A 22,695-nucleotide genomic window follows, 5' to 3' on the forward strand; every position below is an offset into this window, starting at 1 on the left:
GTGAGAAAATTCCTTTTTTTCTTCACCCCCTTATGTAATATTTTATTACAAAAGATGTAATATTCTCTGACATTATACATAATTTTATACAATTAAGTCAACAAAAAATTCTGAATACAATATATATTAAACGTGTATTGTTACAAAAATTATCACAAGGTGATTTTAAGTTCCTATAACTATATAAATACAACTGGGAGGCTTAACTTATGGCGGACGAAAAAGCAGACTCCCTATTTTTTCGACTGTCGGAGGCGGTCCACCATGCAACAAAAAAGGACTGAGTCTGTTGCTTCAGTCCTTTGCACTTAATTACAATAATTGCTGCTTCAATACCTCGCCGTCACCATTTTTTTGCGCGTATAAAATTCGACGCCGTCGCGGCCATTTGCATGAAGGTCCCCGTAGAAAGAGTTTTTATATCCAGAGAATGGGAAAAATGCCATCGGTGCCGGGACTGCCACGTTTACCCCAAGCATTCCGGCATCGATTTCTTCGCGGAATTGACGGATCGCTTTCGCGCTATCGGTATAAATGCACGCGCCGTTCGCAAATTCGGACTTGTTGGCGATTCGAATGGCTTCATCCAAATCACGAGCCCGAACAACCGACAAGACAGGAGCGAAAATTTCATCTGTCCAAATCGTCATGCACGGTTTGACGTGATCAAAAATCGTCGGGCCGATAAAGTATCCTTCCCCGCTTGCCGCGGCGTCGCAGCGGCCGTCACGGACAAGCATCGCTCCTTCTTTTTCGCCGATTTCAATATATTTGATGGTCCGTTCTTTATGCGTCTGGCGAATGACCGGACCTAAAAAGACATCTTCCTGCAATCCGTTGCCGATTTTAATCTCGTCCGCCGCTTTCTTTAAACGTTCCACAAGCTCGTCGGCAATATTGCCGACAGCTACGACAACAGAACACGCCATGCATCGTTCTCCTGCCGAACCAAACGCGGCATTAATGATATTGGTAACGGCATAATCTAAATCCGCGTCCGGCATGACGATCGAATGGTTTTTCGCCCCGGCTAGCGCCTGCACCCGTTTTCCATGAGCCGCTGCTGTTTTATATACATATTCCGCTACCGGCTGCGAACCGACGAAAGAAATAGCTTTAATGTCTTGATGCTCTAAAATTGCGTTTACTACATCATGCGCTCCATGAACAATGTTGAGTACTCCCGGCGGCAGACCGGCTTCCATAAATAGTTCAGCTAAACGATTTGCCAGCATCGGAGTGCGTTCTGACGGCTTTAGCACAAACGTGTTTCCGCAAGCAATCGCCAAAGGGAACATCCAGCATGGGACCATCATTGGAAAATTGAAAGGCGTAATTCCCGCAACGACACCAAGCGGATAACGGTACATGCCTGATTCGATTCCTGTGGCAATGTCTGGAAGTTGCTGCCCCATCATTAAAGTAGGAACCCCTGCGGCAAACTCTACGCATTCGATTCCACGTTGAACCTCCCCGTACGCTTCATCATAGCTCTTGCCGTTTTCTAATGTAACAAGACGTGCTAACTCTTCCCAATGTTCAACAAGAAGCTGCTGGTAGCGGAACAAAAGGCGGGCACGGCGCGGGACCGGAACTTTTCGCCACTCTTGAAACGCTTCTTTCGCCGCCGCAACCGCTGCATCTAACTCTTCGCGTGAAGAGATAGGCACTTTTGCCAATACTTCCCCTGTTGCGGGGTTTGGCACGATTTCTTCCTTTCCCGAAGCTGAAGCAATCCATTTTCCCCCGATAAAATTTTTCAGTGTTTTCGTTTCCATCATAGACGTCATCAATTTCATACCCCTCTCCTTTTTTAATAGCGCATTACTTTATGATCGAATTGATAGTCATAGCAGACATGGTAAAGCTGGACAATTTCTTCGTGAGTCGGCACGCGCGGATTATTTCCCGGGCTGCCGCTCGCCAACGCATCGGCTGCCATTTTATCAACAACCTTGTCAAACTGCTCTTTTTCAATTCCCCATGTTTTCATATTTGGAATATGGAGATCGCGGCAGAGCTGCTTCACTTCCGAAATAAGCACATCGGCTGCTTCTTCATCGGAGACATTCTTTAACTCCGCCTTGATCAGACGGGCGATCGCCGCAAGTCTTTCTATCGCGCTCTCTTTTGTAAATTCCAGCACCCCCGGTAGCAGCATCGCATTCGACACGCCGTGCGGAACATGAAACAGTGCACCAATCGGCCTTGACATCCCGTGGACAAGTGTCACCGATGCGTTGGAAAATGCAACACCTGCCACCATCGCACCGATTGCCATCTTCTCACGCGCATCAATATCGTTGCCGTTTCCATACGCTTGACGCAAATTCCCCATGATCGCTTCGATCGCCGATAGCGCCAACACATCGGTCACTGCATGGGCGCGCCGCGAAATATACGCTTCGATCGCATGGCATAGCGCGTCTACTCCAGTTGCCGCGGTCACCGACGGCGGACACGATACGGTTAAAAGCGGATCGACAATCGCCACAGCCGGCAATAGTTCGGGCTGGGAAATCATCATTTTGACGTTCATATTTGTATCAATGATGACCGTAACTTTCGTGACCTCGGAACCGGTGCCTGCGGTCGTCGGAACAGCGATGAGCGGAAGCGGTTTGTTCGCAAACATCTTGACATTGCCAACATAATCGCTGATCGTTCCTTTATTTGTCATCATAACCGCCACCGCTTTTGCCGTATCAATGCAGCTCCCTCCGCCAACAGCAATGATGACATCACAGCCTTCCTCGCGGCAAATGTCTAGCGCTTCCTTCACATGAATATCGGTCGGCTCCTTATCCACCCCTGTATACTTGGCAAATGGAAGCGCTTCTTTCCGTAAATGCTCTTCACAAAGCGCGACATTACCAAGCTGTTCCATGATCGGATCGCTGATAATAAGCACTTTGTTCCCAAGCAGACGCGCCTGATTCCCGACTTCGTTAAAAGCGCCGCGTCCATATAAAATCCGGCTCGGCATGAGAAGTTGATACACTTGTGACATCGTTCCTCCTCCTTTTTTGATAACGCTTTCAATATGATGATCATGCAAAAGTCATGCCAATCCGGAATCTCTATTTTTTAACTAGTTTAAATATTCAGTTTTTTATTACCACAATAATACACCGACAATTTCCCGACATATCCCCGACATATTTGTACATTAGTCCAACAAGTTTATAGATTATATTTTTTTAGTTTTTCATAAAGCGTGGACCGATGCATGCCAAGTTTTCTCGCTGCCGCTGCTTTATTTCCTTTTTCCTCAATTAATGCTTGCTTGATTCTTTCGCGTTCATCATAATCAACAATGTCGCGCCAATGAGCATCTGTTTGCTCGATGATCTTTTTTCTTTCTTCCATTTCACGACCGTTTTTCATCAACAAGGCGGAAGAAAGAAGATGGGAGGGCAGGTGCTCTTTTTCAATTTTTTGCCCGTCCACCATCCCGACCAGCCACTCCACCACATTGACAAGCTCGCGAATATTTCCCGGCCATGAATAATCCATAAGCGCTTGCATCGCCTCTTTTGTGAATTCCTTTTGTTTTAAGCCGAACTGCTCGCAAACCCTTTCCATATAGTAGGCAAGTAAATAAGGGATGTCCATTTTTCGCTCCCGCAGGGCAGGAATGTGAATGCGAATAATATTGAGGCGGTAGAAAAGATCTTCGCGAAACTGCCCTTTTCGCACCATTTCCTCTAGATTTTTATTCGTTGCAGCAATGATGCGGACATCAAGCTCTATTTCCGCCACGCCGCCGACCCTCTCCACTTTTTTCTCCTCTAGCACCCGAAGTATTTTCGCCTGCATGTATAGCGGCATATCGCCTATCTCATCTAAAAATAGCGTTCCTTTATGGGCAAGTTGAAACTTTCCCAGCTTTCCTCCTTTTTTCGCCCCGGTGAACGCTCCTTCTTCATAACCAAATAGTTCTGCCTCCAGCAACGACTCCGGTATGGCCGCACAGTTGACGCTGACAAAAGTGCCGTCGGCATACGGACTTGATTGGTGAATCGCTCTGGCCAGAACCTCTTTGCCCGTTCCACTTTCCCCGGTAATTAGCACAGTAAATGGCACACGTGCCGCTCTCCTTACCATTTGTTTGATTTTAGCTATCGCTGCGCTGCGGCCGACAAGGCTATCCAAACTTGAAGTTTGTTTTTTTGGAGAAGCCGCACGTTTTACATTCTTTTCTTTTTGACTAGCTTGACGCGATAGCTCTTGTACTCGCTGAAAAATTTGATACACTTCTGAAACTCCTTGAAAAATAAGCATTCCAATTGCCCCGATTACATTTCCTTCTCGCCAAATCGGAATGCGATGCACAACCATTGGTTGATCAAAAATTTTCTGAATAAACCCTCTTTCCGGAATACCCGATTCAATGCAAATATGTAATCTCGTATTCTCAATCACTTCAGTCACATGCTTTCCGATCGCGTCTTCCCTATGAATACCGAGAAACTGACAATATGCTTTGTTTATTTCCCGAATAATGCCTTGCGCGTCCACAACAACAATTCCTTCATATGCTGAATCAAGAACTGTTTTCATCGTCTCCGCCATGCTTTGCGCCTCTTGTAATTCCAGTTTCAGCCGCTGGACCTTGGCGATCAGCTTCGAGACGGACGCATGGCTTTCGAGTGGAACATCGATCGGCTGTCCCTCTGTATGTTCCACCGCCGTTTTCTGCGCATTCCATAGCGACTCTATTGTCGCGTCGTCATCCCATTTGTCCGCCAACGCTTTTAGCAATGTCTTGCATGTCAACCGTCCTATTTTCCGACGCTGATGGTCGATGACCGGAATTTCGTTTATCTCATAGCGGATAAACAACTGCATTGCTTCTTTTAGCGTCTGATCGGCACGCAACACGATTTCTTCACATCCATACGCGTTGCCGCACATGCAAAATCCCCCCTTCATCCTTTTACCTATTTTCATATTTTTCGCCGCAGGCAAGAAAAATCCTTTACCTCGATCTATCGCCACAAAAAAGAAGCAAGCCCTCTCGCCTGCCTCTTTTTATGTCTATGCAAAAATTTTCTCAACCATATCTTCCGTTAATTGGACGACTACCGCTTTTACATTTTTTAACTTGTTCCGGTTTGCTTGCGCCGATTGGTTAACGCGATTGCCGACGTTCTGCTGGCGCAATACCCGCGCGAACGCCAATTAGGAAAGGGTGGACCCAAGTTCGGCGGTTACTTTAATATTATACGTACAATTTCTTTTCTTTTAAATGCACTTTCTCTTTCACGCTAGGATTCACTAAATATTTAGGATAATATCCCGATAATACATCAGCTACATTCTCGGCGGTTTTTCGTTTTAATTCGCTTTCAGATTCCTCAGAGTACCAAGCAACATGCGGTGTAATAATTACATTCTCCATTTTGAGAAGAGGATTATCTGGTTGAATAGGCTCATATTCTGTAACATCTAGGCCTGCACCTGCAATCTTCCCAGCCTGCAAAGCGCGAATTAATGCAGCCTCATCAATAACAGGACCGCGGGCTGTATTGACAATAAATAGTTCCTTTTTCGCAAGATCAAATTGTTCGTCGCTAATCATTCCACGTGTATCTTTCGTCAACGGAGCATGGACGGAAATGTAATCAGATTGTTTAAATAGATCGTTTAATTCTACCAATTGAACATTTAATTGATTGGCTACCTCCTGTGGAATATATGGATCATAAGCAATGATATTTAAGCCAAAAGATTGTGCTTTTTTAGCTAATTCCTGTGGAATTCTTCCTAGTCCTACAAGCCCAAGTGTTCTGCCACGTAATCGATAAATTGGTTTTCCTAAATTAAAATTCCACACTCCATTTTTTGTTTCACTATTTAATTTCACAACCTTACGCGTTAATGAAAGCAACAAAGCAAAAGCATGGTCAGATACTTCATCTACTGAATAATCTGTTACATTGGCAACGATGATGCCCTTTTGGGTAGCCGCATCCACATCGATGGTATTGACACCTACTCCATATCGTGAAATAACTTTACAATTTTCTAAATTTGCAATTACTCTCGTGGAGATAGGGGCATATTGATTAATAATCGCATCGGCATCTTTGCAGACAGAAATAACCTCTTCCTCCGTACGACACTGTGCAGCTATGAGCTCTACATTTAATAAAGAAAGTACTTCTTTTTCTGGAGCTAGTGTTTGAAATTCATAATCGGTAACTACTACTTTAAATTTTTTCATTTTTCTCCTCCCTCTCATCACAAACAATCGAGCGAATAAATATAAAGTTTATTTACCACTCAGCAACTGAACCATCTTTATGACGCCAAACAGGGTTTTTCCAATTGTGTCCTGTTTCTGCCATTTTCCTTACATACTCTTCGTTAAGCTCTATACCCAACCCTGGTCCCTCTGGAATTTTTACATATCCATTTTTATATTCAAACACAGAAGAGTTTACTAAATAATCCAGAAGATCATTTCCTTGGTTATAATGTATACCGAGGCTCTGTTCTTGAATAAAAGCATTGTAGGATACCGCATCAATTTGCAAGGAAGCCGCTAATGCAATTGGACCTAACGGACAATGTGGGGCTAATGCAACATCATAAGCTTCAGCCATCACAGCTATTTTTCTCACTTCGGTAATACCACCCGCATGGGAAAGGTCGGGCTGAATAATATCTACATAACCCTCGGATAGAATGTTTTTAAAACTCCAACGAGTAAACATCCTTTCTCCAGTCGCAATTGGAATATTGGAATGCTTGGCAACCTCACGCAGTGCTTCATTATTTTCCGGTAATACAGGTTCCTCGATAAACATAGGATGATAAGGTTCTAGTTCTTTTGCTAAAATCTTTGCCATTGGTTTATGGACACGCCCATGGAAATCAATTCCTATATCGAAATCATCACCAGCAACTTGTCGGATAATTGCAACCCTTTCTATCGTTTCATCAATCTTTTTATGAGAATCGATATACTGAAGTTCCTCTGTAGCATTCATTTTTACAGCTGTAAACCCTGCATTTTTCGCCTTTTTTGCTGCTTCAGCAATATCGCTTGGGCGGTCCCCCCCGATCCAACTGTAAACACGGATAGAATCTCGAACAGGACCGCCTAGCAATTGATAAACGGGTGCGTTAAAATATTTTCCTTTTATATCCCAAAGTGCTTGATCAATTCCTGATATGGCGCTCATTAAAATTGGGCCTCCACGATAAAATCCCCCGCGATAAAGAACAGTCCAGTGATCCTCAATTTTCAACGGATCTTTTCCTATTAAATATTCGCTTAATTCCTCTACCGCCGCTTTCACCGTATTTGCCCTTCCTTCTACAATTGGTTCACCCCAACCGACAATTCCTTCGTCGGTATTAATTTTGAGGAATAGCCATCGCGGTGGAACGATAAAAGTTTCCAATTTAGTAATCCGCATTTCGCACTTTCTCCCCTATATCATCAGCGTTTCGTATTTTCCCGATAAACTTTTGGTCAATTTTTTTCAAATATTAAAGCATCCCTCTTCTTACTTGAAGTCATTTTTTATAGACAATATGAATGGGATGTAAAACAAAAATGTAACTTATATAGATTAACAATTAATAATATTCCATCAATTCTGGTTGCGATCGTATCTAAGTTATTGTGTAAACTCTTCTCTCTGTTCCATGAACTTTCATCATGGAACACAAATTGGCTTTTTGCCCGCTCTTTTTTACATGTACAATCTACGGAATTGTTAAAATGTGGGGCCAATTCTCCAAATGCCAAAATCATATTGCTTTAAAATTTCTGATTTCGTAAGCTTTCCGGAAACCGTTAATAAAAGCTCGTTAAAAATTCTTTCGCCTACCGATTCTAGAGACTCCGTTCCTTCAATGATTGTTCCTGCATTAATGTCCATGTTTTCCTTCATCTTTTCAAACATCGGAGTGTTAGTAGCAATTTTAATGACGGGTGCAATTGGCGAGCCTGTTGGTGTTCCACGTCCGCTCGTAAATAAAACGATTTGCGCCCCACCGGCAACCATTCCTGTCAACTGTTCGATATCATGACCAGGGGTATCCATCCATACTAACCCTTTTTTGGTTGGTTGTTGGGCATAATCGATTAGTTGTTGCAATGGTCTAGTGCCAGCCTTGGCCGCTGCTCCAAGAGATTTTTCTTCTAGCGTTGTGAGTCCTCCTTTTCGATTCCCTGGACTCGGATTTCCTGTACGAATATCCACTCCCATCATGATTGCTCGTTTTTCCATCGCCTCAATGACTTCATATACTTTTTTAGCTACTCGATCGTCAACAGCGCGATTTGCTAAAAGATGTTCTGCTCCGATTAGTTCGGTTGTTTCTGCTAAAATAACCGTACCTCCTCTGTCAACAATCATGTCGCTTACATAGCCAACTGCCGGGTTGGCTGAAAGCCCCGAACAGGCATCTGATCCTCCGCATTCTGTTCCTACAATTAATTCACTAATATCAAATGGTTCTCGAACTATAGCAGAAGCATCCTGTACCATTTTTGTTGCAACTCTCGCTGCCTCTGCGATCGCTCCAAGCGTCCCCCCATGATCTTGAATCGATACAAGTTCAACAGGCTTGCCGCTTTTGGCAATTTCCTGTGCAATACTTCTTCCTTGGTGCGTTTCACAACCTAGTCCCATGACAATTACGCCATACACATTAGGATTTGTTCCCATTCCGACGTATGTCCGAAATGTTTGATCATAATCAACACCTACTTGCGCGCAACCATGCTGATGAATAAAAGATACAGTGCCATGCACAAGTTCTGTTACCTGCTTTGCCGCCTGCGTAGCACAAACAATGGTAGGCAATATAAGCACATGATTGCGAACTCCTACTCGACCGTCAGAACGCCTATATCCCCATAGCTGATTGATTTTCATTTATTTTATCTCCCCTTCCCCTTTTCCCCTCTACATTATGGGTATGCACATGCTCGCCTACGGCAATATTCTTAGAGGCAACTCCAATAACTTCCCCATATTTGAATATATCCATACCTTTCTCAATAGGAACAACAGCAAATTTATGACCAAACCCAATATTTTCTTTGATTTCAATCTCGTACTCTTTTTCCTGACATGTTACTTTTACTATACTACTAGCGGGGATGTAGTCTAAAGCAGTGGCGACGTTATCTTTGGGATTCATCATAACAGTACGGTAAAAAGACGTCATATATCCCTCTTCTCCTTTAAACTGGCGTTTTTTTGAACGAACCGATTACTGGGATACCCAATCCTTCTGCTCCTAGCTTAGACATCACTGCTTCCGGGTAGTATTGCTCAATAATCCGCATTCCTAATGCTGCTCGACGAACTCTTTCCCGGCATAAATCAATATTAACTGATTCTAAATGTTTCCCTGATGGATAGACATCAGGGTGATTGCGTAACCCAAATTTAATATAAACAGGGGATAAAATACGAATAATTTCGGGAATTTCGTAATGTCTAATAAATCCGCCAAAGCCGTCCGGTACCTCTACGTATATATCAATTGGAATGTCAGTTACTTGACGGATAGCTGCCAGTTTAGGCAAAGTTAAAGCGGTAGGAACGTTATACGTATCTGCACCTAGTTCCGCCATTAGCTTAATAGACACAGGATTAGAGGCCATCATTTGGACGGATACTTTAATCACAAAATCTTGTGGTAGTATTCCTTGTTTTTTCATTTCCTTCGTTAAAAGTAACAAACCTTCATCAGCAACTAAGGCACCACGTAATCCTAAACTTGCTCCTCTTTTTAAATCCTCAATGGCATAAACGAGCTGATCGATGCCTTCGTGTCTAAGCCCCACAACTTTCCCTGAACTTGTAAATGGTTGAGCACTAATATCCCATGTACCCCTAGGGCCCACAAAAAGGCTTAACTCCATCCCTCTACCCGCGCAAATCTGGCACATTTCCCTGATCTCATCATCCGTTAACAACATAATCCCACTTCCTTGCGATACCCGATGAATGGTTACTCCCAATCGATCTGCTTCCTCAAGCGTTGCTTGTAAAGCACGTGGACCTTCTACACTCGGAATCTCAATCCGGTATTGCGCTCCATCAGGGAAGCGCTTGATGGATGTAGGCAGATTATAGAGATCATTGCTTGGGTAACCTAATGATTGAAGAAATTCTCTCGTTTCTTTCATAAATACACGCATCCTTCCTCTTATTTACTTTAAAGCTGATGAAGCATAGTGATAGAAGCTGATAGAAGCAACAATCAATTATGTTTTTTGTCAGTAATCCAATTTGCAATACGATGTTGAATGTTTATTTGTCGTAGGAAAATAAATGATTTTGTTTTAGAAATAAGTGAACATCCTTTTTTAAAGGATCACATTCTGTAATAGGCAACTGATGACTCGTTTGATACCCTAAAATCAGCTGATGAACTGCTTCCTTAACTGCAATAAATAGCGGCTGTGACAGTTCATAAATTGACATAAGCTTGAGAATAGATTCATTTAAAACTAGTACTTCTTGGTATTGACCGGTTGTAAAACTCTCAAATAGTCGGACGGATAGTTCTGGAAGGAACGTAGCAGTACCATTAATTGCACCAGCTGCCCCCATTTGCAACGCAGGAAGGATGAGATCGTCGAAAGCGGCAAAAACAGCAAAATCGCTCCTTTGATGTGTAATACTAATTAATTGTCGAATATGCCCTAACCTTTCTGTCGTATCTTTAATCCCAACTATGTTCTCGTGGTCCATGGCTAGTCTTAATATAAGGTCAGGTGATAAATCTTGACCTGTAAGTGACGGAATATTGTATATCACCAAAGGAATTTTAAGGTTTTGAACTACGTTCATATAGTAGTCATATAATTGGCGTTCCGTAAATTTCCAATAAAATGGATTTACTACTAGTACACCGTCCGCTCCAACACTTTCAGCGTGTTGTGATAAATAAATGGTATCTTTTAATGAGGTAGTTCCTGTACCAACTAAAACTGGAACACGTCCATCTACATATCGAACCATTTTCTCTACAAAAAGTTTTCTTTCTTGAAGAGGCAAAGAGGAGAACTCCCCCATACTCCCCATATACAGCAATCCATGAACTCCTTTTTTAATTAAATGATCCGCGAGTATATAATTGGCTTCCCAATCAAATTCCCCATCCTTATTGAACAACGTAACAACAGGTGGAATGATTCCTTTAAATTTATAATCCATTTCTTTCATCCTTCCGAAATTAATATAATTCAATTATGATTCTTCTCTCCTTGACCTTTCCTAGCGTATTCCATCGCTGCTGTATATACTTCTAAGAAAGTAACTTGATGATCAGTAGCCGCTTTTTTTACATCTTCGTATTCTGGTACTTGTCTTATTATTTTTTCATTTTGTATAGCCTGTTTTACACGAATATTTCCGTACGGCGTAGAAACACTCACACTCTTTCTTCCTAAAATACTTCTTGTACATACACTTTTCCTAACGCCAAGGGTCGTGGTTTCCTTAAGAATAAATTGTTCACATTCTCCTACACTATTGAAAGAAGCCAAAACAGTAAGAAGAACCCCAGGACGATTTTTTTTCATAAAGATCGGTGTATAAAACACATCGACTGCTCCCTTTTGAAAAAGCCCCTCCATTACATATCCCAATGCTTCACCCGACATGTCGTCTACATGGCATTCTAAAATGTAAATTATTTCTTGTTGTTGCGAAGGTAATGGATAGTCACTCCCTAACGAATCATTAACCATTTCTCCTACTACAACACGTAAAACATTCGGCTGATTCGGGAAATCATGTGTTCCAGCACCATACCCAATTGACAATATTGTCATTGCCGGAATTGGTCCAAACGAAGACACTTGACTTTTCACAATCCCAGCACCGGTCGGCGTTGTTAGCTCAAATGGCAAAGTGCTCGTCTTTATTGGTACATCGCGAAGTATCTCCAACGTCGCAGGAGTTGGAACAGGGTAGATTCCATGAGCACAATCGATATATCCGCTCCCAACTGGGATAGGGGAAGAAACGATTTGATCAATTTGAAGCTCTTCTAACGCAACAGCCACGGCGACAATATCAACAATTGAATCAATTGCACCGATCTCGTGAAAATGAACCTTTTCAATAGGAATGTCGTGAATCTTTGACTCTGCCATGGCAATAGAATGAAAAATTTGTTCACTGCGTTTCTTTACTTCCGGACGCAATGCTGACTGATTGATCATCTCAACTATGTGAGCATAATGCCTATGTGAATGTGCGATTGAGCTATTTAGCGAATTTTGATAATGGGAATGGGATTCATGTTTGTGTTCGAAGTTGCCGTCTAGGATGACATCTAACTTCGTTGCAGAAATCCCTTTTTTGATGACTTGGTTCCATTGTAATTTATACCCCGAAATCGGCAGTTTTTTTAATTCTGTTTCAATTCGTTCCATTGATACTCCTGCGTCTACTAAAGCACCGACCATCATATCGCCACTAATTCCCGAAAAACAATCAAGATAGAGAACTTTCATTTCTTCCCTCCTTGTTTCATTGCCTTTTCAATAGACTGTTCGATGACAGATAAAATAGTAGCAGCATAATATCCAGCACCAAAACCGTTATCAATATTGACAACAGAAACTCCGCTAGCACATGAATTTAACATAGTAAGCAAAGCGGAAAGTCCTTGGAAATTAGCTCCATATCCTACACTTGTAGGTACGGCAATAATAGGCTTTGACACAAGCCCACCTACCACACTCGCAAGTGCTCCTTCCATACCTGCAACTACGATCACAACATGTGCCTGTTCAATAACAGATACTCTATCTAATAAACGATGAATACCTGCAACACCTACATCGTATATGCGCTTCACCTCACACCCTAAAAATTCAGCGGTTACAGCAGCTTCTTCGGCAACAGAAAAATCTGATGTTCCTGCACTAACAACAGCTATATATCCTTGTTTTTTTGTTTCCACATACTCTTTAGCAATCCAATAAAATGTCCTTGCATTGCTATGATGGTGAAAGTATTCGAAAGGATATCGACTTTGTAAATTCTCCATCAGGTAATCTGCTTTTTCCTCATTGATGCGTGTGGCGAGTACTTTTTTGTGAAATTTCATTAATCTTTCGAAAATACCAAGTATATGTTCTTTAGTTTTTCCTTCGCCAAAAATGATTTCGGGAAAACCCTTTCGTTTTTCACGATGAATGTCCAATGTCGCATATCCAATATAATCATATGTGCGCAATGTTTCGTATGCTTCTTCTATAGAAATATTTCCATCTTTTAATTGTTCAAGTACTTCTCTAAGCGAATTCTTCATTTTACCATTCCTTTTTTCAAAACTTCATTCATACTTCCTGATCTATATCCTCCTAGGTCAAGGGTTACATATAGAAATCCTAGTTCTCTTAATTTATTATGGATTTCCTGATGATATTTAATGATACGTGGCATCTCTTCAGGCAAAACCTCAATTCTAGCTATTTCTCCATGATGACGAACACGAACTTGGTAAAAACCAAGCTCCAAAAGGAATTCTTCGGATTGATCAAGTTGATCAATTTTCTCTTTTGTAATTTTCGTTCCATAAGGGATACGTGATGATAAGCAGGCAAAGGAAGGTTTATTCCATGTTTTTAGTCCCATTTCCTTTGATAGTGTGCGGATTTCCTCTTTGTAAAGTTCCACTTCTTGAAGAGGACTACGCACACCAAGCTGTCTTGCTGCTTTTAGCCCTGGACGATATTCCCCGAAATCATCCATATTAGAACCGTCAACAACCGTGTATGTATCCCCATATTTTTTAACTAACTCTTGTAACTGTGTGTACAAATTATTTTTACAATGAAAGCAGCGGCTAAAGTCGTTTTTTACAAAATCTTCATTTTCTAGCTCGTTAATTTGAATCTTCAAATGCTTAACACCTATTTGTTTGGCAAGCCTAGAGGCAAACTGTACTTCCCGGGTAGGAAATGTATCGGAAACGGCTGTTACCGCCATCACCTGATGACCAAGCGCTTGTTTTGCAACCGCTAACAAAAATGTGCTATCTACCCCACCTGAAAAAGCGACTAACACGTTTCCCATATCCCTTAATAGACGAATAAGTTTTTCTTTTTTTCTCTCCAACAGCACTTCACCCAATTTCCATTCCTCCCGTTAACATGTCCGAGTTTATTTGCTATAATGGTTCCCCTCAAAATCTATGAGGGAAACCATATTGTTTAGGCTTTAATGAATACCGTTTTAATAGATGTGAAAAACTCTATTGCTGCTTGCCCCTGTTCTCTAGAATGCGAACTAGATTGTTTCATTCCGCCAAATGGCGCTTGAAATTCCACTCCGGCTGTTTCAGCATTAACTCTTACTAATCCAGCTTCTATTTCATCAATAAACGAGAGAATGTTGCTAATATCTTTCGTATAAATAGATGCGCTTAACCCGTATTCCGTATCATTAGCAAGTTTTAATGCTTCCTCGATATTATGAACTTTGATTAACGCGAGCACAGGTCCAAATATTTCTTCACGTGCAATAGTCATATTTAAATCTACGTTTTCAAAAATAGTTGGTTCCACATAAAAGCCGTTAGCTAATTCACCTTCCACACATCTTTTACCGCCGTAAATTAAATTTGCTCCTTCTGCTTTTCCTTGCTCAACATAGGAAAGAACAGTATTTAATTGCTCCTCACTTACACACGGCCCCATCCATGTTTCACTCTCCATCCCGTTTCCTATTGTTAGTTGTTTTACCTTAGACAAAAGTTTTTCTTTAAATGTTTCATATACTTCGCTTTCAACAAAGACGCGACTTGTGGCAGTACATTTCTGGCCTGTTGAACGTAATCCTCCGCTTATCGTACCATCGACCGCAAGATCGAGGTCCGCATCTTTAGCGACAATGACAGGGTTTTTTCCTCCCATTTCAAGCTGGTATTTCGCACCTCGTTCAAAAGCTGCTCTTCCTACCCGTTTGCCAACACTATTGGAACCTGTAAATGTTACACCATTAATATCCGGATGTTCGGCAATTCCTTGTCCAATTACAGATCCCGGACCGCATACCATATTGACGACTCCTTTTGGAAAACCGGCTTCATGGAAGCATTCAATCACTTTCGCAGCCGTTACAGCGGCTTCGCTTGCAGGTTTTAAAACAACAGCGTTTCCATATATAAGTGCAGGTGCCATCTTCCATATCGGAATAGCTACAGGGAAATTCCATGGCGAAATGACACCGATTACCCCGAGCGGAACTCGAGTGGTGAACATTAGAGCCTCACTATCACTTGACGGAATAACGTCGCCAATTTTTCTAACCCCTTCTCCCGCATAATATCGTAATATACTAACTCCTCTCATCGTCTCCGCCTTCGCTTCGCCAAACGTTTTTCCCATTTCTTTTGTCATTGTTTCCGCAATTTCTTCGAGACGTCTTTCAAGAATATCAGCTGTCTTATATAAATATTCTCCTCTCGCTACTCCGGATAGTTTCCACCATGATTTTTGCGCCTGTTTTGCGGCGGTTACAGCTTCATTTAAATCCTCTATAGATGAACGTTGAATATACCCAACAATTTCATTTTTATTAGCCGGATTGGTGCTTGCCTCCACTTCGTTCGTTACCGAACTTACCCAATCTCCATTTATATAGTTAAAATATGTTTTTGCTTCAGTTTGTACCGCCATAGCAACTTCACTCCCATTTCTTAATTATTTTGAATGTAGAAACTTCAATTATCCTTGCTACCTTTATCTTAGAGATTTTGCATTTACTTTGTAACCGTTCTTTGCACTAATGACTTTACATGGTTTGAAAGTATACCTATCTCTGGAATTTCGATCTCAATACGATCCTCGTCTTGAAGAGTAAAATTATTTGGTGGAACCACCGATGTACCCGTTAACAATACAGTTCCATCAAATACTTGATTATCGCGAATTAAGAAAGAAATTAACTCATCATATTTTCTTTTTAGTTGCCTTGTATTTGCACTCTCCTCTACTACAAGTTGGTTGTTTCGATATATCCGACAAGTTATTTGAAGATTATACGGATTTTCTACAGTTTCCGAAAGTCGGATTGCCGGACCAATAGAACACGAATTTTTCCATATTTTTGCCTGTGGTAAATAAAGAGGATTTTCTCCTTCAATATCTCTGGAACTCATATCATTACCAATTGTATACCCAACAATTTCTCCTTCTTTGGTGATTACTAAACCCAATTCAGGTTCAGGAACCTGCCAATTAGAATCACTCCGTAAATAAACCGGTTCATTAGGGCCTACTGTACGGGCAGCGGTAGATTTTAAAAATATTTCAGGTCTTTCCGCATTATATACTTTGTCGTAACATGTTTCACTACCGGTTGCTTTATCCGTACTCTCATAATTTCTTGCTTCACGGCTTTTTTCGTACGTTACACCTGAAGCCCAAACCTCAGGAGCAACAATTGGCACAAGCAAGTTTAATTCACATAAATCTTTTTGCAAACTTTCTTTTCCAGAAATTAATCCATAGATGTAATTCAAAGGGGTCAATCCTACATTTTTTGCTTCGTAGATAATATCCATAAAATCGTTAAATGGAAGAGGGTATATTTTATTCTCATCCGTAACAGCAGCTAATACGATATCCGAATTTCCGTTTAAATATCGAATGATTCTCATAAATCCGTCTCCTTTTGTTTTATATTAAAAAACCTAGTTTTGTTATTTTGTCAAAAGATACACCCAAATTATATTTATGGGTGTAAACTTCTATGTTTAACATACCCCATTTCTTTAGAAATGAGATTCGCAGCATTTTTTAATAATTGTACTTCTTCTATAAGTACCGAATCGTTAACTTTTGCAGACGGTTGGGATATGCTAATGGCTGCTATAACATTTCCAGAATGATCCCAAATAGGAACAGCCACACATGTAATGCCAGGTTCATTTTCCTCATTATCTAGTGCGTAGCCGTTTTTTCTAACTTTTTCAAGCTCGACAAGAAATTGTTCTTCACTGGTGATAGTGTTAGCAGTATGACTCTTATAAACATACCCTTTTAAAAATTCTTTAAGTTCTCTGTCGTCTTTGAAAGCGATTAATGCTTTTCCTACTGCACTGCTATGAACAGGAACTCTTCTTCCAATCCTCGAATATAAGACTGTTCCTGAAGTTCCTTCTACTTTATCAATATAAATACCTTCCTTTCCATCAAGTATCACAAGATGAACTGTATTACCGGTTTTTGTAGATATATCAATTAGATACTTCTTAGAAATGGCACGAATATCAAGATGACGAATAACTAAATTTCCTCTTTCGAACAATTTCATCCCCAATCTGTACTTACCGTTTTCCGGATTCTGTTCTATATAGTGATGATATTGGAGTGTTTTCAACAATGAATGTACCGTACTTTTATGAAGTTGCATTTTTTCACTAATATCCGTAATTTTTAATTCCGTTTCATACTCATCAAATAAATCTAAAATACGAAGAGCACGGTCAACAGATTGAATCAGCGGCATATTCTTCACCCTCTTTAACATTTTATATTGGAACTATACATTTATTCTTTAGAACAATTTTAACAATTAGTTACTTTAATTATAATTATAGAGAGTGAAGAGTACTAACTAAAAATAATTATTATCGCCACCACTTTAAATACTTTCAAAAATTTATCGTATTCCCCTCCACTTTTTACTTACTCCTGAATCCGCAGCTATCTTGGTTACAATCATATCAAATAGTGATTTGACGAAACCTTTAATCATCACGGATTCGGGTTGCTATTCAACTCCCTATAAGCCGGGAAAATAACATCTTTTTTATAATCGTATACTGCTTCTTCAGCAACATAGAAAGGGACTACTCCATTTGCAGCATCCGTATGTCCAATTAAACGATTGCTGGCTGCGATACGCCGTTGACGTTTACGCATATTTTCTAACCTGCTTCTCGCTATCTCTTTTCTTTCCTGTTTTATGCTTTCAAATTCAAATAAAAGTTGATCATTTTGAAAAGCACTTTCATTCAAAAATTGAATTTTTCGTTCCCGAAGTCCAATATACAAGAGATCTCCTGTTTTCAAATAAAGTATACCTCCACCTTCGATCGCTTCCGGGGTCATATGACCTATAGCGGCACCATATGTTACACCTGAATAGCGTCCATCACTAATAAGTGTGGCAATACGCTTTAACTGCCTATTCGCATTAATATGTTGCATCGGTGTAAACATCTCTGGCATACCAAACGCTTCTGGTCCTTGGCCAGATATAACTACAGCTATCTTTAGAGCTCCCTCTTTCACCATTGTTTCGAATAATTCATCATATTCCTTCACTTTTAACGAATCATATAAATGTGGAGAATTATGTTTTAGTACGGTCATTAAGCTTTTATAACTAAAACTCCGCTTTAATTTAAGTTTTTCTAACAAATTAACATCTAAAAGCCCTTCATTCGCATCATCCTCATTCTCGTAATATAAAACAAATGCTACTTTCTTATCGAACTCATCAATTTGCGTTGTTGTCATCCCGCTAATTTTTACTACTGCACTTTCAAAGAAATTTCCTGATAAAACATCTACACCACTAAATGGTCGTCTTGGTTTAGAAAAGATAATCGGGTTATCTTTCACATTTTCAGCTAGTAATTGATCTTTCTTTATAGAAAGCCTTTCCCGCCATGTTGTTCCTGTAACAGTTGGTGCATCAATGTCCATTGGAACTCCATTATTTATCAATTCATAAAATACGGTTTCCATTCCTCTTATTTTTCCACTGCAACACTGAATAGCTAAAGCATAGATATCTCTTCCTTGTGTGAGACTATAATCAAACAAATCTGGAACCGGTATTTCATGATGAATTTTATCGTACTCCCATAAATCGAACTTATACCCTCCATAAATCATTGCAGCAACAATATGCATCATAATATTTGTAGACCCGCCAGTAGCACTGTGAATTCTAATAGCATTTTTAATATTCGTAGCCATTATATTAGTAACCCCATATATTGGGTTATTCATCAAATATACTAAGCTATCCAGCGCTTCATTTATTTGTTCCTGTGTCGGTGGAGCAGTTAAAAGTTCCAGTGCAGGGTGAATCAATCCCAATCCTGCAATAATATGTCTTGAACTATTACCAGTCCCATTGAACGCACACACTCCACCTTTACTGTCACAAGTTGCCACTGCTAAACGTTTTTCATAATCTTCGTGTTGTTCTTTCGTAATAATCCCTTTTTCCTTTGCCCTTTCTAACACACCTTGGAAAGCAGTGTTGGACGAACATTGTAAAATATATGAAAGAGCATCGCGCAAATCGTATGCAATATCCTCTTCCCCTATTGCTTCAGCATGCCGTGCCACTTCTTCTAACTCGGCATATAACTTTGGCGGAATCGTTCCTCCTTTTAAAACATGTGCTGGAGCAAAGGTAGCAAAGAAAGGAGCTTCTCCTCTTTCTCTACGTACACGATCAATATGGGCTAAAGCACTGACAACTCCAAGCGGCTGTTTATCACATCCTTGAATGACAAAAGCACCATGATAGCTATGTGATTCTAGTTGATTAACGATCATTTGTGCGACAGCATTCCGACTTTGCAAAGAGTAGCTCATCCCTTGATTGCTCTGTGCCGTTCCATCACACATTACTGGGGTTGAAAATTGAAATGGAACTCCTCCATTTTGCCAAATGCGAATGGCAGCTCGAGCAATCGTTTGAAAATCCATAATATGCGCAGGGTGGTCAGCAGATCCCCCAATAATCGCAATTCGAGGAGCATTGTTATGCAATCGATCATAAATTTCTTCAAGTGTCCAATCTGGTTGCATCCCTTTTAATTCGGCACCAAGGATTTGCTTAGAACGATCAAGAAGCCCTGCCACACATATAGGTTCATTGGCCTTCCCTTGCACATTGTCGCGATATGGGTTAACTTTGCTTTCAATATACGGATATTTAATCGCCACCATTGAGCTCCCTCTTTTCTAAATAATGTATTTATGAATAATTCACCTGAATTCTTAGTAATTTTGGTGACAATCACTGAAAAAAGTTGATATATCTGTGTTGCATCATTCCATCTTCTCACCTATTAGGTAAAAAATAGAGTACCAAAATCGCTTGACTTAACGAAACTTTTAAGAAACTAAACAGTTATTCACCACGGATTGAGATACTTCAATGAAAAGTCCATTTCGAAAGGTTCCGATAAAATTTCTATCTCCTTTATTTGTCTCGCTTCATCTAGAAGACTCTCAGAAATCCAAATATTCCTGAGTTCTAGCGTATTTTTTATTCTGACTATCCTAACTCTGCTAATATCAAAAGCATTGCACGTTTTGATGGCTGCTTTTACTGCTAGTTCCTCTGTCTCTAAAAACATTGGTAACTTTACTACAGAAACGACTGTACTTGTTAGAGCATTAGCATACCCTTTTTCCCATACAATTTGTTCCATAACTTTATTTGTTGTAATATCAGCATGGCCAATACCATTGGCATTGCCTTGTGTTTTTTCTGATAAACTTAATACCACTATACGTGTTACTTCCGGACCGCCAGTTGCATATGGAGTAGCGTACCTGCCTGTAATATTTGGATCCATTCCATCTCCTGAAATATCTTTTCCTATTTCATCTATTACAAGCACATCAATCGGGCTAAACATAATTCTTGGCATCAACGCTTTCGCCTCCAGCAGTAGTTCAGGTTCCGCTGTTTCGAAATGCTCGGCTGGGACCGTAACGATTTTTGCGGGACGATCATATGCATTTTCTAAAACGGCCACACCAAAAATAATCGGTACCTTACTAATCACTATTTTGGCCATTTCGATAACATGTTTAGCCATATACTTGAAACTATATTGATGGGCAGCCTCTGCACCCTTTTGCTTACCGAGACCAATTGTGATCATTTTCATTAATCCACTTTCCACAGGTCCTCGGAAAGCTGTATGTGGTTTAACCCTATTTATAACGATTATTTTATCTGCCTCATATGCAAGCTTATCTATGTAAACTGGAAGACCATTATCTAACCGTCCGACTTCGACTACCTCCATACTAGAACAAATAGGTGCACCGACAAACTCTTCTGTCACTCCCAAATGTATTAGTACATCTTTCTGCCCCTCCGCAGTTGCTCCTCCATGGCTACCCATTGCTGGAACGATGAAAGGAATCCCGCCTACCTGTTTAACAGCATTCACAACTTCCCGAGTAATGATTGGTATGTCTGCCACTCCACGGCTTCCAACAGCGATTGCCACTCGATCACCAAGAGAAATTCTATGGAGAACATTGGCTCGCTTAATGCTCTCATGAACTGCTTTAGGAACATTTGTAATTTCAGGGGCATGAAAATTTTGTCTAACTCCTATCATTTTGGGAATTGGTACGTCTTTAAGTAACTCCTTAATTATCCCCATTTTTCCTCCCTCTGTTGCCTGATTTTTCAATATACAAACAAGACAAAACGTGAACCCATTACGCCTTATTAGGAAAATAGGGAAGAGACGTAAACGTTGCATTCTTTTATTTTCACAGATGCTTTCTCTTCCCTGTCTATCTTTTATTACAATATTTTCTATATATTATCTTAGAACTACCATATTTTTATTGACGAATTTTTTCTAATTCACTGTACATTTCCTTTACAAGTTCTTCGCCAAATTTTTTAGCATATTTATCAATAACAGGTTTAATTGCTTCTTCCATCTTCTTACGTTCCTCATCACTTACTTCATTAATCTTAATACCTGTTTTCTTTAATTCCTCTAGCGCCTTCTTGTCTTCTTGACGACTAAGCTCCCGTTGATACTTGCCAGCTTCCACAGCTGCATCCTTTAAAATCTGCTGCTCTTCTGGTGATAAATTATCCCAGAATTTTTTGCTGACCAAGAAAACAAACGGAGTATAAACATGTTTAGTAAGGCTCAAATAATTTTGCACCTCATAAAATTTATTAGATTTAATTGTTGCCAACGGATTTTCTTGCCCATCGATTGTTTTGCTTTCAAGTGCAGTGAAAACTTCAGAAAAAGCCATTGGCGTCGGATTAGCACCAAGTTGTTTAAACGCATCGATATGCACTTCGTTTTGCATTGTCCGCAATTTTAAACCTTTAAAATCTTCCATTGTATTGATTGGATTCTTGCTATTTGTTACATGTCGAAACCCGTTTTCCCAATAAGCAAGACCAACCAATCCATGTTCCGGAAGTTTTTCTAATAATTTTTTTCCTATAGGTCCATCTAAAATCGTATCTGCTTCTTCTGCAGTATTAAAAAGGAATGGAAAATCTAACACACCAAATTCTTTAATCATCCCTACTAATGGAGATGTAGATGGAATAGTAACTTCCTGTGTGCCACCTTGAAGTGCCTCTGTCATTTTTAAATCATCGCCTAAAGAAGCACTAAAATATGTTTGCACCTTTAATTTTCCTGCACTTTTTTCCTCTACTATTTCTTTGAATTTCAGAAGCCCCTGCCCTTGCGGATGATCCTCATTTAACCCAATTCCCGCCTTGATCACTTTTGCTTGTTCTTTTTGGTCATTCCCTTGAGTAGCATTAGAACTACAAGCGCTTACAAAAACAAGCCCTATTAACAAAAGTCCTGACATCATCTTCCTAATCATCTTTCTTTTTCTCATCATGTTCCCCCCAATTTTTGAGTTTT

Annotated in this window: 19 protein-coding genes; all 19 read right to left on the reverse strand. The window is 40.3% G+C overall.

The annotated features are described in order from the left end of the window. Positions 1–329: 329 nt before the first annotated feature. Positions 330–1,790, reverse strand: a complete 1,461-nt coding sequence (locus tag HNQ34_RS01395; RefSeq protein WP_183251305.1) for a CoA-acylating methylmalonate-semialdehyde dehydrogenase — start codon at positions 1,788–1,790, stop codon at positions 330–332. A 23-nt stretch (positions 1,791–1,813) separates the two neighbouring features. After that, positions 1,814–3,001: an iron-containing alcohol dehydrogenase gene (locus HNQ34_RS01400; RefSeq protein ID WP_312856086.1), complete on the reverse strand. Its 1,188-nt coding sequence runs from the start codon at positions 2,999–3,001 to the stop codon at positions 1,814–1,816. A gap of 182 nt (positions 3,002–3,183) precedes the next feature. Then, positions 3,184–4,917: a sigma 54-interacting transcriptional regulator gene (locus tag HNQ34_RS01405; protein ID WP_183250970.1), complete on the reverse strand. Its 1,734-nt coding sequence runs from the start codon at positions 4,915–4,917 to the stop codon at positions 3,184–3,186. A gap of 123 nt (positions 4,918–5,040) precedes the next feature. After that, positions 5,041–5,166 carry a hypothetical protein gene (locus tag HNQ34_RS17685; RefSeq protein ID WP_281375850.1) on the reverse strand — a complete coding sequence of 42 codons (126 nt, stop codon included), beginning with the start codon at positions 5,164–5,166 and terminating at the stop codon, positions 5,041–5,043. A 58-nt stretch (positions 5,167–5,224) separates the two neighbouring features. Beyond that, positions 5,225–6,229, reverse strand: coding sequence for a C-terminal binding protein (locus HNQ34_RS01410; RefSeq protein ID WP_183250971.1), 1,005 nt, complete (start codon positions 6,227–6,229; stop codon positions 5,225–5,227). Between the two features lie 52 nt (positions 6,230–6,281). Beyond that, on the reverse strand, positions 6,282–7,430 hold the full coding sequence (dgoD, locus tag HNQ34_RS01415; protein ID WP_183250972.1) for a galactonate dehydratase: 1,149 nt from the start codon (positions 7,428–7,430) through the stop codon (positions 6,282–6,284). 303 nt (positions 7,431–7,733) lie between these two features. Then, a complete protein-coding gene (locus tag HNQ34_RS01420) occupies positions 7,734–8,900 on the reverse strand; it encodes a UxaA family hydrolase (protein ID WP_183250973.1) in 1,167 nt (388 codons plus the stop codon). After that, complete coding sequence (locus tag HNQ34_RS01425; RefSeq protein ID WP_183250974.1) at positions 8,872–9,195, reverse strand: UxaA family hydrolase; 324 nt, start codon at positions 9,193–9,195, stop codon at positions 8,872–8,874. The genes HNQ34_RS01420 and HNQ34_RS01425 overlap by 29 nt, the downstream gene beginning before the upstream one ends. Positions 9,196–9,211: 16 nt before the next feature. Further along, positions 9,212–10,165 carry a U32 family peptidase gene (locus tag HNQ34_RS01430; RefSeq protein WP_183250975.1) on the reverse strand — a complete coding sequence of 318 codons (954 nt, stop codon included), beginning with the start codon at positions 10,163–10,165 and terminating at the stop codon, positions 9,212–9,214. 124 nt (positions 10,166–10,289) lie between these two features. Then, the gene (locus HNQ34_RS01435; protein WP_183250976.1) at positions 10,290–11,198 is read right to left on the reverse strand and encodes a dihydrodipicolinate synthase family protein; all 909 of its coding nucleotides are present in this window, start codon (positions 11,196–11,198) and stop codon (positions 10,290–10,292) included. A 29-nt stretch (positions 11,199–11,227) separates the two neighbouring features. After that, positions 11,228–12,505: a nickel pincer cofactor biosynthesis protein LarC gene (gene larC, locus HNQ34_RS01440; RefSeq protein ID WP_183250977.1), complete on the reverse strand. Its 1,278-nt coding sequence runs from the start codon at positions 12,503–12,505 to the stop codon at positions 11,228–11,230. Beyond that, positions 12,502–13,308, reverse strand: a complete 807-nt coding sequence (gene larB, locus HNQ34_RS01445; protein ID WP_183250978.1) for a nickel pincer cofactor biosynthesis protein LarB — start codon at positions 13,306–13,308, stop codon at positions 12,502–12,504. The genes larC and larB overlap by 4 nt, the downstream gene beginning before the upstream one ends. Next, positions 13,305–14,132, reverse strand: a complete 828-nt coding sequence (gene larE / locus HNQ34_RS01450) for an ATP-dependent sacrificial sulfur transferase LarE (protein ID WP_183250979.1) — start codon at positions 14,130–14,132, stop codon at positions 13,305–13,307. Before larE ends, larB begins: the two co-directional genes overlap by 4 nt. An 80-nt stretch (positions 14,133–14,212) precedes the next feature. Continuing rightward, positions 14,213–15,679 carry an alpha-ketoglutaric semialdehyde dehydrogenase GucD gene (gene gucD, locus HNQ34_RS01455; protein WP_183250980.1) on the reverse strand — a complete coding sequence of 489 codons (1,467 nt, stop codon included), beginning with the start codon at positions 15,677–15,679 and terminating at the stop codon, positions 14,213–14,215. An 83-nt stretch (positions 15,680–15,762) separates the two neighbouring features. Beyond that, positions 15,763–16,662, reverse strand: coding sequence for a fumarylacetoacetate hydrolase family protein (locus HNQ34_RS01460; RefSeq protein ID WP_183250981.1), 900 nt, complete (start codon positions 16,660–16,662; stop codon positions 15,763–15,765). A gap of 74 nt (positions 16,663–16,736) precedes the next feature. Beyond that, complete coding sequence (locus tag HNQ34_RS01465; protein ID WP_183250982.1) at positions 16,737–17,513, reverse strand: IclR family transcriptional regulator; 777 nt, start codon at positions 17,511–17,513, stop codon at positions 16,737–16,739. A gap of 248 nt (positions 17,514–17,761) precedes the next feature. Continuing rightward, positions 17,762–19,981 (reverse strand): dihydroxy-acid dehydratase domain-containing protein, encoded by a 2,220-nt coding sequence (locus tag HNQ34_RS01470; RefSeq protein WP_183250983.1) that lies wholly within the window; start codon positions 19,979–19,981, stop codon positions 17,762–17,764. Positions 19,982–20,169: 188 nt separating this feature from the next. Further along, positions 20,170–21,441: a nickel pincer cofactor-dependent isomerase, group 22 gene (locus HNQ34_RS01475; protein ID WP_183250984.1), complete on the reverse strand. Its 1,272-nt coding sequence runs from the start codon at positions 21,439–21,441 to the stop codon at positions 20,170–20,172. 187 nt (positions 21,442–21,628) lie between these two features. Beyond that, entirely contained in the window at positions 21,629–22,669 is a 1,041-nt protein-coding gene (locus tag HNQ34_RS01480; protein WP_183250985.1) for a TRAP transporter substrate-binding protein, read from the reverse strand. Positions 22,670–22,695 lie beyond the last annotated feature (26 nt).

The sequence above is a fragment of the Anoxybacteroides tepidamans genome (assembly GCF_014201465.1).
In the GTDB taxonomy this organism is placed as follows: Bacteria; Bacillota; Bacilli; order Bacillales; family Anoxybacillaceae; genus Anoxybacteroides; species Anoxybacteroides tepidamans.

What these genes read in the sequence shown, in the direction of transcription:
- HNQ34_RS01420 (WP_183250973.1), bottom strand. Translation starts at nt 8,900, where the DNA reads ATGAAAATCAATCAGCTATGGGGATATAGGCGTTCTGACGGTCGAGTA.
- HNQ34_RS01470 (WP_183250983.1), bottom strand. Translation starts at nt 19,981, where the DNA reads ATGGTGGCGATTAAATATCCGTATATTGAAAGCAAAGTTAACCCATAT.
- HNQ34_RS01430 (WP_183250975.1), bottom strand. Translation starts at nt 10,165, where the DNA reads ATGAAAGAAACGAGAGAATTTCTTCAATCATTAGGTTACCCAAGCAAT.
- larB (WP_183250978.1), bottom strand. Translation starts at nt 13,308, where the DNA reads ATGAAGAATTCGCTTAGAGAAGTACTTGAACAATTAAAAGATGGAAAT.
- HNQ34_RS01395 (WP_183251305.1), bottom strand. Translation starts at nt 1,790, where the DNA reads ATGACGTCTATGATGGAAACGAAAACACTGAAAAATTTTATCGGGGGA.
- larC (WP_183250977.1), bottom strand. Translation starts at nt 12,505, where the DNA reads ATGAAAGTTCTCTATCTTGATTGTTTTTCGGGAATTAGTGGCGATATG.
- HNQ34_RS01480 (WP_183250985.1), bottom strand. Translation starts at nt 22,669, where the DNA reads ATGAGAAAAAGAAAGATGATTAGGAAGATGATGTCAGGACTTTTGTTA.
- HNQ34_RS01435 (WP_183250976.1), bottom strand. Translation starts at nt 11,198, where the DNA reads ATGGATTATAAATTTAAAGGAATCATTCCACCTGTTGTTACGTTGTTC.
- HNQ34_RS01425 (WP_183250974.1), bottom strand. Translation starts at nt 9,195, where the DNA reads ATGACGTCTTTTTACCGTACTGTTATGATGAATCCCAAAGATAACGTC.
- HNQ34_RS01460 (WP_183250981.1), bottom strand. Translation starts at nt 16,662, where the DNA reads ATGAGAATCATTCGATATTTAAACGGAAATTCGGATATCGTATTAGCT.
- HNQ34_RS01410 (WP_183250971.1), bottom strand. Translation starts at nt 6,229, where the DNA reads ATGAAAAAATTTAAAGTAGTAGTTACCGATTATGAATTTCAAACACTA.
- HNQ34_RS01475 (WP_183250984.1), bottom strand. Translation starts at nt 21,441, where the DNA reads ATGGGGATAATTAAGGAGTTACTTAAAGACGTACCAATTCCCAAAATG.
- dgoD (WP_183250972.1), bottom strand. Translation starts at nt 7,430, where the DNA reads ATGCGGATTACTAAATTGGAAACTTTTATCGTTCCACCGCGATGGCTA.
- HNQ34_RS01465 (WP_183250982.1), bottom strand. Translation starts at nt 17,513, where the DNA reads ATGCCGCTGATTCAATCTGTTGACCGTGCTCTTCGTATTTTAGATTTA.
- HNQ34_RS01405 (WP_183250970.1), bottom strand. Translation starts at nt 4,917, where the DNA reads ATGTGCGGCAACGCGTATGGATGTGAAGAAATCGTGTTGCGTGCCGAT.
- gucD (WP_183250980.1), bottom strand. Translation starts at nt 15,679, where the DNA reads ATGGCGGTACAAACTGAAGCAAAAACATATTTTAACTATATAAATGGA.